The organism is Thalassospira lohafexi, assembly GCF_002844275.1.
GTDB classification, from domain to species: domain Bacteria; phylum Pseudomonadota; class Alphaproteobacteria; order Rhodospirillales; family Thalassospiraceae; genus Thalassospira; species Thalassospira lohafexi.
The window spans coordinates 752,249-769,286 of the sequence record NZ_NXGX01000001.1 but is presented as its reverse complement, the minus strand read 5'-3'; the positions used below and the strand labels follow the sequence as shown (position 1 = coordinate 769,286).

At 54.2% G+C, this 17,038-nt stretch carries 18 protein-coding genes; 10 read left to right on the top strand and 8 right to left on the bottom strand.

The genetic code is table 11. From position 1 onward, the window contains the following. Window positions 1-2: 2 nt before the first annotated feature. Both COO92_RS03495 and COO92_RS03490 read right to left on the bottom strand, forming a co-directional pair. Window positions 3-1,031: an NAD(P)H-dependent flavin oxidoreductase gene (locus COO92_RS03495; RefSeq protein WP_101299876.1), complete on the bottom strand. Its 1,029-nt coding sequence runs from the start codon at window positions 1,029-1,031 to the stop codon at window positions 3-5. A 152-nt stretch (window positions 1,032-1,183) separates the two neighbouring features. Next, a complete protein-coding gene (locus COO92_RS03490) occupies window positions 1,184-2,404 on the bottom strand; it encodes an aspartate kinase (RefSeq protein ID WP_022733082.1) in 1,221 nt (406 codons plus the stop codon). Window positions 2,405-2,820: 416 nt separating this feature from the next. Between COO92_RS03490 and ubiG the strand changes: the two genes are divergently transcribed. Next, window positions 2,821-3,582 (top strand): bifunctional 2-polyprenyl-6-hydroxyphenol methylase/3-demethylubiquinol 3-O-methyltransferase UbiG, encoded by a 762-nt coding sequence (gene ubiG, locus COO92_RS03485; RefSeq protein ID WP_101299874.1) that lies wholly within the window; start codon window positions 2,821-2,823, stop codon window positions 3,580-3,582. Between the two features lie 74 nt (window positions 3,583-3,656). On the opposite strand, the gene COO92_RS03480 is transcribed toward ubiG, so the two are convergent. Next, window positions 3,657-4,091 carry a DUF1178 family protein gene (locus tag COO92_RS03480; protein ID WP_022733080.1) on the bottom strand — a complete coding sequence of 145 codons (435 nt, stop codon included), beginning with the start codon at window positions 4,089-4,091 and terminating at the stop codon, window positions 3,657-3,659. 115 nt (window positions 4,092-4,206) lie between these two features. Between COO92_RS03480 and COO92_RS03475 the strand changes: the two genes are divergently transcribed. Next, on the top strand, window positions 4,207-4,728 hold the full coding sequence (locus tag COO92_RS03475) for a class I SAM-dependent methyltransferase (protein WP_101300074.1): 522 nt from the start codon (window positions 4,207-4,209) through the stop codon (window positions 4,726-4,728). Window positions 4,729-4,885: 157 nt separating this feature from the next. After that, on the top strand, window positions 4,886-6,799 hold the full coding sequence (locus tag COO92_RS03470; protein WP_101299872.1) for a PhoX family protein: 1,914 nt from the start codon (window positions 4,886-4,888) through the stop codon (window positions 6,797-6,799). Between the two features lie 99 nt (window positions 6,800-6,898). Here the strand turns inward: COO92_RS03470 and COO92_RS03465 are convergent, their stop codons facing one another. Further along, complete coding sequence (locus COO92_RS03465; RefSeq protein WP_206186346.1) at window positions 6,899-7,438, bottom strand: YHS domain-containing (seleno)protein; 540 nt, start codon at window positions 7,436-7,438, stop codon at window positions 6,899-6,901. Between the two features lie 222 nt (window positions 7,439-7,660). On the opposite strand from COO92_RS03465, the gene COO92_RS03460 reads away from it, so the two are divergent. Further along, window positions 7,661-8,044: a VOC family protein gene (locus COO92_RS03460; RefSeq protein WP_101299870.1), complete on the top strand. Its 384-nt coding sequence runs from the start codon at window positions 7,661-7,663 to the stop codon at window positions 8,042-8,044. Window positions 8,045-8,074: 30 nt separating this feature from the next. Here the strand turns inward: COO92_RS03460 and COO92_RS03455 are convergent, their stop codons facing one another. Continuing rightward, the gene (locus COO92_RS03455) at window positions 8,075-8,899 is read right to left on the bottom strand and encodes a carbon-nitrogen hydrolase family protein (RefSeq protein ID WP_101299868.1); all 825 of its coding nucleotides are present in this window, start codon (window positions 8,897-8,899) and stop codon (window positions 8,075-8,077) included. Window positions 8,900-9,179: 280 nt separating this feature from the next. Here COO92_RS03455 and COO92_RS03450 point away from each other — a divergent pair, with 280 nt between their 5' ends. The 3 genes from COO92_RS03450 to COO92_RS03440 all read left to right on the top strand — a co-directional run bounded on the left by COO92_RS03450 (window position 9,180) and on the right by COO92_RS03440 (window position 12,087). Beyond that, entirely contained in the window at window positions 9,180-9,851 is a 672-nt protein-coding gene (locus COO92_RS03450) for a GntR family transcriptional regulator (RefSeq protein WP_101299866.1), read from the top strand. A 79-nt stretch (window positions 9,852-9,930) separates the two neighbouring features. Continuing rightward, entirely contained in the window at window positions 9,931-10,725 is a 795-nt protein-coding gene (locus COO92_RS03445) for a phytanoyl-CoA dioxygenase family protein (protein WP_022733073.1), read from the top strand. 24 nt (window positions 10,726-10,749) lie between these two features. Next, window positions 10,750-12,087 carry an NAD(P)H-dependent oxidoreductase gene (locus COO92_RS03440; RefSeq protein WP_101299864.1) on the top strand — a complete coding sequence of 446 codons (1,338 nt, stop codon included), beginning with the start codon at window positions 10,750-10,752 and terminating at the stop codon, window positions 12,085-12,087. Window positions 12,088-12,178: 91 nt separating this feature from the next. On the opposite strand, the gene COO92_RS03435 is transcribed toward COO92_RS03440, so the two are convergent. Then, window positions 12,179-13,231, bottom strand: a complete 1,053-nt coding sequence (locus COO92_RS03435; protein ID WP_101299863.1) for an NAD(P)H-dependent flavin oxidoreductase — start codon at window positions 13,229-13,231, stop codon at window positions 12,179-12,181. Window positions 13,232-13,358: 127 nt separating this feature from the next. Here COO92_RS03435 and COO92_RS03430 point away from each other — a divergent pair, with 127 nt between their 5' ends. Next, window positions 13,359-14,240: a LysR family transcriptional regulator gene (locus COO92_RS03430; RefSeq protein WP_101299862.1), complete on the top strand. Its 882-nt coding sequence runs from the start codon at window positions 13,359-13,361 to the stop codon at window positions 14,238-14,240. A 51-nt stretch (window positions 14,241-14,291) separates the two neighbouring features. Here COO92_RS03430 and grxC read toward each other — a convergent pair whose 3' ends face one another. Continuing rightward, a complete protein-coding gene (gene grxC, locus COO92_RS03425) occupies window positions 14,292-14,549 on the bottom strand; it encodes a glutaredoxin 3 (RefSeq protein WP_022733069.1) in 258 nt (85 codons plus the stop codon). Window positions 14,550-14,841: 292 nt separating this feature from the next. Between grxC and COO92_RS03420 the strand changes: the two genes are divergently transcribed. Further along, window positions 14,842-15,294: a MarR family winged helix-turn-helix transcriptional regulator gene (locus COO92_RS03420; RefSeq protein ID WP_240626299.1), complete on the top strand. Its 453-nt coding sequence runs from the start codon at window positions 14,842-14,844 to the stop codon at window positions 15,292-15,294. After that, on the top strand, window positions 15,291-16,106 hold the full coding sequence (locus COO92_RS03415) for an NAD-dependent epimerase/dehydratase family protein (RefSeq protein ID WP_101299861.1): 816 nt from the start codon (window positions 15,291-15,293) through the stop codon (window positions 16,104-16,106). The genes COO92_RS03420 and COO92_RS03415 overlap by 4 nt, the downstream gene beginning before the upstream one ends. A gap of 98 nt (window positions 16,107-16,204) precedes the next feature. On the opposite strand, the gene COO92_RS03410 is transcribed toward COO92_RS03415, so the two are convergent. Then, complete coding sequence (locus tag COO92_RS03410) at window positions 16,205-16,951, bottom strand: ComF family protein (protein ID WP_276307555.1); 747 nt, start codon at window positions 16,949-16,951, stop codon at window positions 16,205-16,207. Window positions 16,952-17,038 lie beyond the last annotated feature (87 nt).

Sequence of the window (17,038 nt, the reverse complement as noted above, 5' to 3'; positions counted from 1 at the left end):
TCTTAGTCGTCTCTCTTAACCAGGGATTGAACGGCCTGTTCGACCAGCTCTTCAAGAATTTCGGTAACCGGTTGTTCTTTCTTTACCATACCAACCGACTGCCCTGCCATAACCGATCCACTTTCAACGTCACCGTCAATCACGGCACGGCGCAATGCACCGGCCCAGAAGTGTTCAATTTCAAGCTGGGCTTCGCCTTGATCTAGCTCACCTGCGCGGAACTTTTCAATCACCGCACGCTGTTTATCGCGGAATTCATCGGTCCCCTTGTTGGCAAGGGCACGCACCGGAATAACCGGGAAACGGTCATCAAGCTGAACCGTGGTAATCGCATCACGTGCGCTGGCACGGATAAAGGCCTTTTTGAAATCGGGATGGGCAATGCATTCCTCGGCACAGACCAGACGGGTGCCGATCTGCACACCAGATGCGCCCTGCTCAAGCAACCCGGTAATCGCTTCGCCGCGCCCAATACCACCAGCACAGAAAACCGGAATATCGGCAACATGCGGCAGGATTTCCTGTGCGAGAACCGTCAATGACACCGGACCAACATGCCCCCCGGCCTCACTGCCTTCAATCACCAGCGCATCCGCACCCGACCGGATCAGCTTTTTGGTCAAAACAAGTGCCGGCGCAAAACAAATAACCTTAGCAAATTCCTTGGCCTTTTTGATCGAGGCCGATGACGGCAACCCACCCGCAAGAACCACATGACCCACGTTATGTTCGCGGCAAACCTCGATCAGGTCATCAAGCATCGGATGCATGGTGATCAGATTGACGCCAAACGGCTTCTTGGTCATTTCCTTGGTGGCGGCAATTTCAGCCGACAGCAAATCCGGCGTCATCGAGCCACAGGCAATCACCCCGAAACCACCCGCATTCGACACAGCCGACACAAGGTGACGTTCTGACACCCACGACATTGCGCCAGCCATAATGGCGTAATCGGTTCCCAGAAAGTCTTTGCCCGCTGCCCACAATGTTTCAAGGCGCGCGCGTGCTGCGTCAAATTTCGGATCGCTCATATTGTCTGTACCCCAAAGCAGAAATGCAGGGAACGCGAGGTCCCCTGCCATTTCATCAAGAAAGCTGAAACCAAGAAGCCCCAGCTAGTATGTAGTATTATACTTACTTTAACAGTGGCTTAATCGCGTAAAAAGCGAATGCCCCGCTAAATTTAATCGGCATCCAGACCGTATGCGGTGTGCAGGGCACGAACCGCAAGTTCGGTATATTCCTCGGCGATCAGAACACTGACCTTGATTTCCGAGGTTGAGATGACCTGAATGTTGATGCCCTTTTCAGCCAGGGTCTCAAACATTTTGCGTGCCACGCCAACATGGGACCGCATACCAACACCAATGATCGACACTTTGGTCACATCCGATGTGCTCAGCAGTTCCTGATAGGCGATATGCGCCTTATTCTTTTCAATGACCTGAAGCGCCCGCTGGAATTCTCCGCGCGGAACGGTAAAGGTCATATCCGTGCTTTTCCCGTCTTCAGAGACGTTCTGCACGATCATGTCGACATTGATATTCGCATCAGCCAACGGGCTGAAGATAGAAGCAGCGATGCCCGGCTTGTCCGCAACCTTGACCAAGGTAATCTTGGCTTCGTCACGGCTATAGGCAATCCCGCTTACGACTTCCTGTTCCACGATCTCGTCCTCGTCTACAACAAGTGTTCCTTCTGCTTCGCTAAAGGTCGAACGGACCTGAACCCGGACGCGATGGTTCATCGCCATCTCAACCGATCGGGTTTGCAGGACCTTCGCACCCAGCGAAGCGAGTTCCAGCATTTCTTCGTAGGTAATCTTATCGATCTTGCGCGCCTTGGGCACGATCCGCGGGTCGGTGGTATAGACACCCTCAACATCGGTGTAGATATCGCAACGGTCCGCCTTCAATGCCGCCGCCAGTGCCACCGCCGATGTATCGGACCCACCACGGCCCAGCGTGGTAATCCGGTTATCGGGTGCAATCCCTTGGAACCCGGCCACACAGACAACTTCGCCACCATTCAGGCGTTTATCAAGTTCGGTGGTGTCGATTTCCTTGATGCGTGCCTTGGCATGTGCGCCATCGGTCTTAAGCGGAATTTGCCATCCCAGCCACGACCGTGCTGCCACATCCATGCTTTGCAGCGCCATGGCCAGAAGACCCACAGTCACCTGTTCGCCCGACGATACGATGACGTCATATTCACGCGCATCATACATCGGCGACACTTCCTGTGCCCAGCCAACCAGTTCGTTGGTCTTGCCCGACATCGCCGAGACAACAACAGCAACCTGATTGCCTGCATCGACCTCGGTTTTAACCCGGCGTGCGACATTCTTGATTTTTTCGACATCGGCGACCGAAGTGCCGCCAAATTTCATGACAATACGGGCCATGAAGTATCCCCGCTATGCTCGCCGTCGATCGGCTATCCGAAAACGACGGCATGTGATCCGGTGCCGAACCAAGGGTGCATGCTCTATATACAGCGCTACTCCTGATCCGGGCGGCGTTATCAATACTGCCATACGCATTGCGAAACAAGCATCAACCAAGCCGATAAATTGCGTCGATGCATTTTTTACCACCCCCGACCGCCCCGAACGGTTCATGATTGCCAAAATTTGTGAAATTTTCCACGAATTTTACCTAATAACCCTGATGACCCATACCATTTACGCAGGGCACCTTTTCCGGGAACCTCGCACAATTGCCAACCACCGCCTTGCACCGAAGTATTGCCTTGCTAGGCGTGCGCGCGTAAACAATGCAGAGCACAGCATATTTGACATCACGCCTTCGGAGCCACGCCATGTCGGAAGCCCCCACCAAAACCAGCCGCACTGCCAATGCCGAGGAAATTGCACGCTTTTCCGCCATGGCTGAAGAATGGTGGGATCCCAATGGTGTGATGAAGCCGCTGCATAAATTCAATCCGGTACGTTTGGGGCTCTTGCGCGACAATATCTGTGCGCATGTTGGGCGCGATCCCAACACCATTGAACCGCTCAAGGACATCGAAATCATCGATATCGGGTGTGGTGCGGGCCTTCTGTCCGAACCGCTTGCCCGCATGGGGGCCAAAATGACCTCTGTCGATGCGGCGCAAAACAACATCGATGTCGCCAAGGTCCACGCCCAACAATCCGGGCTGGAGATCGACTATCGCTGTGGCACGCCCGAAATGCTGGCAGATGAGGGCAAACAGTTTGACGTCGTGCTGAACATGGAAGTCATCGAACACGTCGATGACCCGCAGTTTTTCATGCAGGCTTGCGCGTCGGTGCTTAAACCGGGCGGCTTGATGTTTATCGCCACCCTGAACCGCACGCTGAAATCCCTTGCCCTTGCCAAGATCGGCGCGGAATACATCCTGCGCTGGGTGCCCGCTGGAACCCATGATTGGCGCAAATTCGTCAAACCATCGGAAATGTCAGGTTACTTGCGCGGTTCCGGACTTGAGATGGTTGATATCACCGGTGTCGCCTACAACCCGATCAATGACAAATGGTCCCCGGCCCCCCGCGACCTTGACGTCAATTACATGGTGATTGCGCGCAAACCTGCGGCGTAAAGACGGGCAAACGCCTGTTCCGAAAGACCGGAAAACCTTGCACGACGACAGGTGATAGAAACCTGATCTCTTGATCAGTTTTTCTTGGTCTTGTCGTCCCAGGGCAAGGCATGAATATCAATGCCCTCATCGACCAGTTCGGCAGTTTCCTTGATCGACGCTTCGCCGTAGATGCCGCGCTTTTCGGTTTCGCCATAATGGATTTTGCGGGCTTCTTCGGCGAACTTGGTACCGACATTTTCGCAATTGGTTTCGACCTGTTTGCGGATTTCGGCAATCGCGGTCTTGGTGGCTTCAGCAACCGCTTTCTGACGCTGTTTTTCAGCAGCATCTTCTTTTTGGCGTGTCGTGCGAAGACGCGGCGCCATCAAGGCCTTGCCAACATTGGACGTGCCACAAACCGGACAGGATAAATCACCCCCGGCGGCCTGCGCGTCATAGGTCGCGCCGTCCTTGAACCAGCCTTCGAATTCGTGATCATGTTCGCATTTAAGCTGAAATAGAATCATGATGGTATGTGTGCAAACCGTATTGATCGCATGACGATATGATAACTGTAATATGGCCCTACGGGCAAACATCGCCAGCCACAGGCAAAACCTTCAATAAACAAGATTTATGAAAATGTCATCCCAATTGCCGTCACACTGGATCACCCAAAATGCGCCCGTACCGGCACCGGGGCACAACCGTGCGCTTGATGTTGCGTGTGGCAAAGGACGGCATAGTTTCTGGCTGGCCCAGCACGGATGGCAGGTAACCGCCCTTGACCGTGATCTTTCCCAAACCGATTGCGCCGCCGATGCACGCATTGACTGGCTGCAAGCTGACCTTGAAACCGGCCACTGGCCGTTGGGCACCCAGCAGTTTGACCTGATTGTTGTGGTCAATTACCTGCACCGGCCGCTTTTTGATCATCTGCGCGATGCGGTCCGGTCTGGTGGCACGCTGATCTATGAAACATTCATGATCGGCAATGAGCAATTTGGCCGCCCGCGTTCTCCTGACTTCCTGTTACAAGAAGACGAACTTCTGACCGCGTTTTCCGGCTGGCGCATAATCAACCAGATGCAGGGTGACGTTTACCACGAAAACGCCCCACATCCCCATGCGGTCAAACAGGCCATAGCTGTCCGAAAGCCCTAGGCTCAGGACCTAAAATCTGCGGAAAAAACCTTCTTATTCCGTGCGCATTCGCAAAGCAAAAAAACAACACAAGTGTCACACTCATCGCGCACATCTTTCTGGCATCTTCCTCTTCATTGGTTTCACCGCCCGCCCAAAAAAAGAGAGAGAATTTGCCATGAACGAACAATTTGAAATTATTGAAGATCAAGACGACATCCCATCTAATCCAACCAGCAACCCCCGCGTTGCCGACCTGATCAATGCGCGTCTTTCCCGCCGTGGATTTTTCAAGGGCCTCATGGCAACTTCCGCCGTTGCAGGTGCCTATGTGGCAACCAATGGCGTGGTCCGCGCACAGGATGCATCGACCCTGACCTTTAAGTCGATCCCGCAGAAAATTACAAAAACCCACGCTGTTGCCGATGGCTATGATGCCAATATTCTCATTCGTTACGGCGACAAGGTTGTGGCTGATGCGCCGGCGTTCGTGCCAGGGGCCGTTGATGCCGTCTCGCAAAACAAACAGTTTGGATATAATAACGATTTCATCGCATTCATGCCGCTGCCGATTGGTTCTGATAGCTCCGATCACGGCCTGCTATGCGTCAACCATGAATACACCAATGCCGAACTGATGTGGCCGGGCCTCAAAGATGCGATGGGCGTATCGCAAGAACAGGCACTTCATGAAATTGCCGCTCACGGGCATTCCGTCGTTGAAGTCAAAAAAACCGGCGGCACGTGGCAGGTCGTCGACGGATCGAAATATGCACGCCGCATCTCTGCTCTTGATACGGAAATGGTCATTACAGGTGCGGTCGCAGGCCATGACCGCCTAAAAACCAGCAGCGACCCAACCGGCACACGGGTTATCGGCACACTTAACAATTGTGCTGGTGGCAAAACCCCATGGGGCACGATCCTGATCGCCGAGGAAAACTTCAACGGATACTTTGGTGGCGACATCAGCAAAACCAACGAAGAACGCAATTACAAGCGCCTGGGCATCAGCACTGACAGCTGGTACAGCTGGGTCAAATATTTCGACCGCTTCAATGTGGAAAAAGAACCGAACGAGCCGAACAAATTCGGCTGGATGGTCGAAATCGATCCGTATGATCCTACCTCAACGCCAAAAAAACGCAGCGCCCTTGGCCGCTTCAAGCACGAAGGCGCGACCGTCATCCTCAACAAGGACAACTCGGTTGTCGCCTATTCCGGGGATGATCAGCGTTTCGATTACTTATACAAATTTGTCGCATCGAAAAAATTCAATCCGAATGACCGCGCCGCCAATATGGACATTCTTGAAGACGGCACGCTTTACGTTGCCAAATTCAACGAAGATGGCAGCGTAAACTGGATGCCACTGGTTCACGGTGATGGTCCGCTGACAGCCCAAAACGACTTTAACAGTCAGGCCGATGTTCTGATCGAAACGCGCCGTGCGGCTGATCTTCTTGGCGCGACCCAAATGGACCGCCCCGAAGATGTCGAACCAAACCCGGTCAATGGCAAGGTCTATGTCATGCTGACCAACAACTCAAAACGCAAAGAAGCCAATATCGTCAATCCGCGCGTTGAAAACATCCATGGTCACGTGCTCGAACTGACGCCTCCGGGTGGCATGGGCAAGGACGCCGATCACACCGCAGATACCTTCACGTGGGACATCTTCCTTCTCGGCGGCAATCCGGCAAATTCAGACGACAAATCGTCGTATCATCCCGGCGCCGAAAGCTGGGTTTCCTGCCCCGACAACATGGCCGTCGACCACAAAGGACGCTTGTGGATTTCAACCGATGGCGCGCCAAAATCAGATATTCCGGACGGCATGCATGCAACCGACGTATCTGGTGCGGGCCGGGCCTTGACCAAATTCTTCTTTGCGTGCCCGGAAGGTGCTGAAATGTGCGGTCCGGAATTCACCCCGGACGGGACGACCTTGTTTGTCGCGGTTCAGCATCCTGCGGATGGCTCGACATTTGATGCGCCAAGTACGCGCTGGCCGGACTTTGCCGATGGCATGCCTCCGCGTCCATCCGTTGTCGCAATTACCAAGCAGGATGGCGGCGAAATCGCCAGCTAATCGCACCAAACCCATAACCTATAAAAACAAGCCAGTTGCATATCGCAACTGGCTTGTTTCTTTTTAGGCTTTCATACGGTCTGGCAATGCTTCCACACCTTATTTTATCGGTGCAGGACCATCATAAGTCCCGTCATTATCGCTGATTGCAGTCCAGCTTTTTTCCGAGGCATCCTTGGCCTCAAGACCGGACCAATTGCCTTCGGCGGTACTGATGTTGCCGTTGATATCCTCATTCCAGAACCCAACCACCGCCGGGGTGATGTTAAGATAAAGTTCCCCATCAACAATCCGCCACAGGTTGGGATTGGCAGGCACCTTGCCGCCCTTGGCAACGCCATAGGCACAATGACCATCATATTTCGGGGCGTATTTTTCCGGGTTCGCCAGAAACATGTCGCGGTTCTCGGCACTGGAAAATGCCCATGTCGCACCATTATAATCGGCCGTAATATCCGCCCGGCCCGGCACCGCATGGGGCTGCATCATGCCGGGATCTTTTTGCGGCAAATTGAAATAGGCCACCGCGTCATAACCGCTAATCGCAAAGCCGGTTTCATCAACATATTGCTCACCGGCAATCGCTGCCCCCGACATGGTAACAAGCACTGCCGAACTCATCAAAAATCGCTTTAACATTTCCCAGATTCTCCGGTTGAATTTACGCCATGCCCAAAGATTGACCGATGGGGCGATAAAATCGAAATGACGTTGCGACACTGTTTCGTGAGCTTGCGTGATCTTAACGATGCGCCCCTAAAACTTCCCCTTAAAAACAATGTCAAAAAACATTTGACCTCAACTTAACTTGAGGAATTAGGACAAAGGAATAAGCTAACCCATCAAATAAGGAGAACCGCCATGGCTGAAGCATTTCTTGAACATGTGAATTTCACCGTTTCCGATCCGGCCAAAACCGCACAGCGGCTGTGTGACTGGTTTGGCTGGCATATCCGCTGGCATGGGGCCGCGATCCATGATGGCACGACCTATCATGTTGGCAACACATCCAGTTACGTCGCACTCTATTCGCCGGGCAGACCAAATGACGGTTCCGAAAGTTCCTATGAAACCCGTGGCGGCCTGAACCATGTGGCGATTGTGGTGGATGATCTTGATGCCACCGAACAACGGATCAAGGCATCTGGCTATCAAACCAAAAACCACGCCGACTACGAACCCGGTCGCCGGTTTTATTTCGATGATGAAGACGGCATCGAGTTTGAAATCGTCAGCTATTCCTGATCGCTTCACCCAAACGAGCCGATCAATAACCTAACAGGGTTTATAGCTCTGCTCGTTTTGCAGCGACGGCACCATGCGTCGGATTTCCTCCACCCGATCCAGATCGATCTCGGCGGTGATAAAGCCGGGATCGGTCCCGCCATCGGCCAGAACATTGCCCCACGGATCAATGATCAGCGAATGACCAAATGTTTGCCGGTTACCCGGATGCTCCCCGCACTGCGCAGCCGCAATGACAAAACAGCCGTTTTCAATCGCACGCGCTTTTAAAAGCGTATGCCAATGCGCCTGCCCGGTGGTGCGGGTAAAGGCGGCTGGAATGCTCAGTATCTTTGCCCCGGCCTTGGCATAATCACGAAACAGATGGGGAAACCGCACGTCATAACAAATCGACACACCAATTTTGCCATAGTCTGTTTCCGCCACGCGGGCCGCATCGCCGGGCCGGAATGTTTTGCTTTCGCGGTAACTTTCCCCGTTTGCCAGATCGACATCGAACATATGGATTTTGTCATATGATATGATGATATTGCCATCTGGTCCGATGACAAAGCACCGATTGGCCACCCGATCCTCGTCGCGCGCTTTGACATGCAGCGATCCGACAATCAGGGTCGCCTCCAATTCTTTGGCAAGATCACCAAAAAACGCCAGTCCGGGGTGTTCGTCTTCAAGGAAGGCCGCTACGCGGACATTTTCCCCGCCAAACGACATCATTGATACGTTTTCAGGAAATGCGATCAACCGCGCCCCAACCGCATGCGCATCGCGGGCATAGGTCGCCGCACGCGCAAGATTATCGGACATATCATCACGCGAATTGACCTGAACGCAGGCAGCAATGAAACGGGTCATGACGCAATCTCCTTTTTACGATCATCCCTATGATGATGGAGATGTCAGCCCGAGGCGGCAAGTCTCATTTGCCATTAGTCATACAAATATAAACCCGTATAAACCCGCTATCATCCGTGTCGATAATCAGGTTCTCAGCCGCCGCACAGACTTTTCACCTAAAACACATAATCAGGACCATTATTCATAAATCATGACTAATCACCCCATCGGGAAATTTCATCTTTCGCGACGCCGAATTAGTGTATACAGTATTCCGTACACCTAAGAAGGATTGAAGATGGAACCTCTTTCCGGTCGCAAAAGTCTGACTGACGAAGTGCACGACCGTTTGGTCGATGCGCTGTGTTCTGGTGCTCTCCCTCCCGGAACGCCTTTGCGTCAGGAAGCTATTGCCGAGGAGCTCAATGTCTCGCGGCAACCAGTGTTGCAAGCTCTGGGGTTGCTGCGTCGTGACGGACTGGTTGAACCAATGGGGCGGCGCGGATATCGCGTTTCCCAAGTGGATGCCAATCTGGTCCGTCACGTTTATGACCTGCGAGAAGCCTTTGACGGGCTCGCGGCCCGTCTTGCGGCTCAATCCTTGGATGTTAACCGGAAATCGGCTCTGCGGGCTGCCATACAACAGGGACACCACGCTCTGGGCAGCGGCGACACCGCAGACCTTGTTGCAGCCGATGTCGCATTCCATCAAACGATCTATCGCCTTTCGGGTAATCCCTTATTGCCCGAGGCATCTGCAGCCGTCTGGCTGCAAATTCGGCGTGTTATGCATGCCTATCTTCAGAGCGGATCGTCCCGAGATCCGATCTGGATGGAACATGAAGCCATCGCCGACGCAATCTGCGCCGGCGATGGCGACCGTGCCCAACAGCTTGCCATTAACCATAGTAACAATGCCAAGCACCGCCTGACGTCGAAAATGAAGGATAGCGAGACTCACACAAACTAGGGTTTGAACCCAAACCGCCCGCAACCGGGCACATCAGCCGCACCATAAAAACAACACTGTGCGGATCGGAGGAAACATCATGAAACTCAACGAAACGGCACTTGCCGAATTTCGCGAAAAGGGCTTTGTTTTTCTACCCGAACTGTTTTCCCGCGACGAAGCGGCCTTGCTTCTGTCCGAAGCCCGCAAGATTTATGCCTCCGACCGCGAAGAGGTCTGGCGCGAGACATCCGGTGTTGCCCGAACGGCCTTTGCCGCGCACACCTATAATGATGCCCACCGCCGCCTTGGCGCCCATCCCCGCCTGATTGAACCTGTTGAACAGTTTTTGGATGAACAGGTCTACATGCATCAATACAAAATCAACGCCAAGGCCGCCTTTGATGGTGCGGTCTGGCAGTGGCATCAGGATTACGGCACCTGGCAGCGCGATGACGAAATGCCCGAACCGCGCGCCTTTAACATTGCCCTGTTCCTTGAAGACGTCACCCCGGCCAACGGCCCGCTTTTGTTTATCCCCAAAAGCCACAAGGCCGGTGTGCTGAAGGCCGGACACGATCTTGAAACCACATCCTATCCGCTATGGACACTTGATCGCGAAACAGTGACCGAACTGGCAAAAGATGGCGGCTGCGAAGCCCCGGTTGGTCCGGCTGGATCGGTTGTGATGTTCCATGGCAATCTGGTTCATGCCAGCCCACCCAACATCAGCCCGTTTGACCGAACGATTGTCTATCTCAGCCTCTGTGCGGTGTCCAACCACATCCGGGCGTTTAACCGTAAACCATGGATCGCGCACCGGGACTTTACCCCGATCACCCCACTTGCCGATGACTGCCTTGATGAGCTTGTTTCAAAGCAATCTGCGGCTTAAAAAGTTCCGGGGCTGGAGAATAAAATGAATCTCGACGCAAAACTGCGCAAGCGTGCCGATGAAGGCAATCCGGTTCGGGTTGGCATCATCGGGGCGGGTAAATTCGGATCGATGTTTTTAAGTCAGGCCGGGCATCATCCGGGCTATCACGTTCTGGGCATTGCCGATCTCAGCATTGACCGCGCCAAAGATGCCCTTAAACGGGTCGGATGGTCGGCGGAGCAATATGGCGCGCCCGACCCGGCATTGGCCCTTAAAAACGGCACGACCTGGCTCACCGAAGATGCCGACGCGCTGATTGAGGCCGACGGGCTTGAAGTCATCATTGATGCCACCGGCAGTCCGGCAGCCGGTATCCGGTTCGGGTTAAAGGCGATTGAGCATGGCCGCCACATCGTCATGGTCAATGTCGAGGCCGATGTTCTTGCCGGACCACTTTTGGCCAAGCGGGCCGAGGCCGCCGGTCTGGTCTATTCCATGGCCTATGGCGATCAACCGGCCCTGATTGCCGAAATGGTCGATTGGGCGCGTGCGGTTGGCCTGTCGGTTGTGTGTGCGGGTAAGGGCACAAAGTACCTTCCGATTTATCATCACGTCACGCCCGATGATGTCTGGACCCATTATGGTCTTACACCCGATCAGGCCAAGGCGGGCGGCATGAACCCGCAAATTTTCAACAGCTTCCTCGATGGCACCAAATCAGCCATCGAAATGGCGGCGGTATCGAACGCCTGCGACCTCATCCCACAGGACTGCGGGCTGCAATTCCCGGCCTGCGGGGTGGATGATTTACCGCGTCTTTTATGCCCCCGTGAAAGTGGTGGCATTCTGGACCGCAAGGGCACGGTCGAGGTGGTATCCAGCCTTGAACGTGATACCCGCCCGGTGTTTCGCGATCTGCGCTGGGGCGTTTATGTCACGTTTGAAGCGCCCAGTGATTATGTCGCACGCTGCTTTTCCGAATATGGCTTGCTCACCGATCCCACCGGCCAATATTCGACAATGTATAAGCCCTATCACCTGATCGGCCTTGAACTTGGTATTTCGGTGGCGTCCGCAGCACTCCGCCATGAAGCCACCGGATCATCGCGTGTCTGGTCGGGTGATGCGGTTGCCACCGCCAAACGAAACCTTGCGGTGGGTGACATGCTGGATGGTGAAGGCGGCTTTACGGTTTACGGAAAACTGATGCCCGCCAAAACATCACGCGCCCGCAACGCCCTTCCGATCGGGCTGGCCCATCATTTGAAAATCAAACGCGCGGTTGCCTGTGATCAGGTTCTGACATGGGATGACGTTGAATTTGATGCTCATGACCCCGCCATCGCGTTTCGCAAGGAAATGGAAAAGACCTTTTCCTGACAATCTCCCCCGCGCGACCACCAATCCCCCGTGCCACCACCAACAAAACCCCCGGTCATCTTGATCGGGGGTTTTGATTTTCAGTAAGGTTTCAGCTCCGATCCACCGCGTCGAATTCCTGCATCAGGGTCGCGACAAGCTCGGCTGCGGGCATCGCACGTGCAAGCGGCGCGCCCTGCCCGGCCCATTGCGCCCCAAAGCCGTATTCGCCCTGTGCCTTGGCGGCGGCATTCAATGCTTTTCCCGCGTCATAAGCAATCGGATAGGATGGCACAGCAGCGTCCAAAACATCCCCCAAAGCCGTAAAGCGGTTTGCAATCGCCCGGGCCGGACGCCCGGAAATCAGCGATGTCAGTTGGGTATGATATGCACCATCCCCCATAAGCGCCTTACGATATCCGTCATCGGCCGACGTTTCCGGGCATGCGATAAATGCCGTCCCCAGTTGGGCGGCAATGGCGCCAAGATCACGTACGGCTGCAATCCCCGCACCATCCATGATGCCGCCCGCAGCAACAACCGGCAAAGAGCAATGGCGCACCAGCAGACGGGTCAATGCGATGGTCCCCAAACCATCATCATGCGCATTGGGGTCAAAAACGCCGCGGTGACCGCCGGCCTCAATCCCCTGCGCAACAATGACATCAATGCCCGCCGCCTCAATCTTGCGTGCCTCTTCCAGACTGGTGGCCGTCGCAAACAGCATGATCCCGGCCTGTTTCAAGGCTGCAATCGCATCGGCAGACGGCAATCCGAAATGCAGGCTGACCACAGCCGGTTTCATATCGATCAAAAGTTTGAGCATTTCCGGATCATCGGCAAAGCTTTTATAAATGGTGCGCAAACTTGACGGCGGCGGTGCACCGAACGCGTCAAAATACGGCCTTAACGCGTCGAGCCACGCCGCTTCGCGCGCCCGGTCCGGTTGGGGTGTTTCATGCACGAACACATTGACGTTGAAGGCACGGTCGGTCGCAGCACGTAATTCTTCGATCATTTTGCGCGCACCGGACGGATCAGTCGCGCCGATACCAATCGATCCCAAGCCCCCTGCATTGGAAACTGCTGCGGCAAGTGCCGGGGTAGAAACCCCGGCCATTGGGGCCTGTACAATCGGCAATGTCACACCAAGCGTATCGAGCATTTCAATCCTCCCGGAGGTTTTCGCACCCTCAGGCACAACCACCCTTCATAAATTCAGAATTAAGATTGACATATATTCTTTAATAATGAATACAAATTCAAGAAAATTCTGTATTGGAGAATTCACGATGGATCATGCATCGCTGGCAATTTTTCGCACCGTTGCAAAAGAACAGGGAATTACACGCGCAGCCGAACGGCTTGGCCGGGTGCCGTCAAACGTCACCACGCGCATCCAGCAACTCGAAACAGAAATCGGTGTTGCCCTGTTTCAACGCGATAAAAAACGCATGTTGCTGACACAGGAAGGGGAAACTTTTCTGGAATATGCGGATCGCATCCTGAACCTTGCCGATGAAGCCCGACAGGTTGTTAATCCGTCGGCTCCTTGCGGAACCTTGCGGGTCGGATCAATGGAAAGCACGGTTGCCAGCCGCCTTCCCGTGCCACTTGCGGCATATAACAAGGCATGGCCCGACGTCACAATCGAACTTTCAACCGCCCCCACCCGCCAGCTTATCGATGCTCTTCTGGGGCGGCGTATTGATTGCGCGCTGATTGCAGTTCCGTCGGGTGAATGGTGGCTGGAACCCGGAACACTTGATACGCACGCCCTGTTTCGCGAACAGCTGGTGCTGCTGTTGCCGCCCGGACATCCCGACATCCGCCATGCCAGCGATATCAAACCAAAAGCATTGGCCGCCTTTGCACCAGGTTGTACCTACCGCATGCTGGCGGAGGAATGGCTGACCGGTTTTGGATCAATCAAGGAACATTTCGCAGTTCAGGAAGTCGGTTCCTATCACGCGATGTTTGCCTGCACAGCAGCAGGATCATGCATCAGCATCATGCCACGCAGTGTCGTTGATCTGATGCGCCATCTTGGCCCGGTCAAGGAACATCCGCTCATGACTGTTGATACTGTTCTGGCCAGCCGCCCGGGATTTGAAACCCCGGCATTTTCGGAGTTTCGCAAAACGCTTGAAGCCGTATCCGACATCAAAAAATAAACGGGTGGCAACGATCATTGCCACCCGATTTAGTCGTCTAGAATCTTGAACTTATGCAGACAGCTTGGTGTCCAGATCGCCCTTGGCGTTTAGCGCCATCAGTTCGTCACAGCCGCCGATATGTTCGTCATTGATGAAGATTTGCGGCACGGTATGTTTTCCGTTTGCACGGTCCATCATTTCCTTTTTGCGCCGCGGCTCCATCATCACGTCGATCAGCTGGTACTTGGCACCTTTTTCTTCCAGAAGCTTACGTGCGCGTTTGCAGAACGGGCACCATTCGGTGGCATACACTTCAACTTTTGCCATGTGGCTATCTTCCTTATTCTATCCGCCAATCGCCTTTAATCGCCCGGCAATCCGGGAAACCAACGCATGATATGGCGTGAAATTCAGTTTGGATGAGGGCTGTATATCAGAAATTCTGCACCGCGTCATCGCACGACACGTGCAACCGTGATCACGGATACGTGCATGGCCCCGGCCCGCTTTAGCATGCGCGGAAAGCAGCCTTTAACTCATGACATCGGAAAACAACAAGATTGACATTTAGTTTGGTAGCGAACATATATCGTTCGGTACCGAACCATTGGAGGATCTGTTGGAAAAACCTTATCTCAAATCACCCGGGGCATGGGCAAAAAGACTGCATCTTGCCAGCCGGTCTATGATGGAACGGATTTTGCGCCCGTACGATCTGGGCCCAACCCAGTGGTACGTTTTATACCAACTGGCAAACAACGGCCCCACACCACAGCGTGATTTTCTGAGCCTGCTCCAGATTGAGAAACCAACCCTTAGTGAAGTCGTGCGCGCACTGGTGCGCAAAGGCTTCATCAATCAGACGTCCGATACAAATGACCAGCGACAACGCTTACTCACCTTGACCGATACCGGCAGACAATTGTGGGGGGAACTCCCTGATCCCATCGCATTCATGCAGGAAATCGCATTCCAAGGCTTCGACAAAGAAATGCTCGAAGTGGCCGTCGAGGTCCTGAAGACCGCGACGGAACGCCTAAACACCTATAAATTTGACGGAGTTGAGAAATGAGCATTCTGGTAACCGGTGGAACGGGCCTTTTGGGGACACGTCTGCTCAAACGTATGGTGGCATCGGGACTCAATTGTCGTGCAATTGTTCGTGCGGGAAAGTCCCTTCCCACAGGCGTCGACCCTGTTGAAGCCGATCTCCTTCGTCCCCAATCGTTGAAAGCAGCTGTTGAGGGCGTTTCAGCGGTCGTACATCTTGCGGCGGCCCTGCGCACGCCAGAACCTGACGATATCTGGAAGACCAATCTTGACGGCACGCAAAACCTTATTGCTGCGACCAAACAGTATGCACCCGATGCGCGGATCATCATGGCAAGTACGGGGCTCGTCTATAACGCCGACAGCGCCCACCCCGCATGTGAAGATGACGCGGTTGATCCCCAAAAGCCCTACCCTGCGAGCAAGGTTGCAGCTGAAAATAAATTGCGTGAAAGCGGCCTGACGTGGGCCATATTACGTCTGGGCTTTGTTTACGGCGATCAAGACGGCCACCTGCAATCCATCCCCAAACTGGCCGATATGTTCAAATGGCATCCCGCCAACAAACTTAGTCTGGTTCACCACCGCGATGTCGATACGGCGATCAATCTCGCCCTTACCGGGGCAATGGATGGACAGATCGTCAACATCGTCGATGAAGCACCGATGTCGGTATATGAAATAACGCGACTTATCGGCGGGTCCATGCAGCCATCGGCAGCACCACTTGCAAATCCTTGGTTTGGTCAGCTTGACGGTACTCGGGCACGCAACCTTGGTTTCCAGCCAGCCGTCTCATCCCTGCATCAGTCACATCGCGACGGCACGCTATAATTCCGGCGTCAAACAAGCACATGATACGTTGATCACGCGACATTACCCATGGTCGATGGCAGTGCCTATGAACCCGCAGACGTGACAAAAATCAGGCCTTATCGCACGACACGTGCAACCGTGATCACGGATACGTGCATGACCCCGGCCCGCTTTAAACTGCTGGCACAGGCATTGGCGGTTGCCCCGGTTGTCAAAACATCATCGACTAAAACAACATTGGCACCGGCAAGCCCAAGACGATCCGCACGGGCGTCATCAATGCGAAAGGCACCCCCAACCTCGCGCTTACGCGATGATGGCCCCAATCCGCCAAGACTGCGTGTATTGCGATCCCGCCGCAACACCAATCCGTCCCATGAAATTCCGGTGTGACGCGAAAGCCTTTGCGCCAAAAGGCCCGACTGATTATAGCGCCGCGCCAACAGACGTCGGCGGTGCAAGGGGACCGGTAAAATCAACGTTGCATCGCCCCACATATCGTGTCCGGCCTGAAACATCCAGCGGGCCAGAAGCGGGGTTAAATCGGTACGATCCGCATGTTTGAATCGCAGAAGATACTCGCGGCTATGATCGTCATAGACCAAGGCCGCACGTGCCTGATCATAGGCCGGTTTCTTTTGATGGCAGTTCCCGCACAGGGTTTTACCATCCGCGTTTTGGTCAATAGCCTCGATGTTAGCGCTAACATCGAGTTCGAACGGATATCCACAGCACGCGCATTGTGGGGCGGTGATAAACCGCAATCCGGCCCAGCACTCGGCACAGACCGCATGGGTAGTGTCGGTCATTTCCCCACATCCGCCGCAACGCGGTGGTAAAACGGTTCGCAACCCGATTTGCACCACATTGCCGATGACACGGCCAATTTGCGACGACGAAATTCCCACCAGATGCCCCAAAACACTGAACTGGAACCGGAATATAGCATG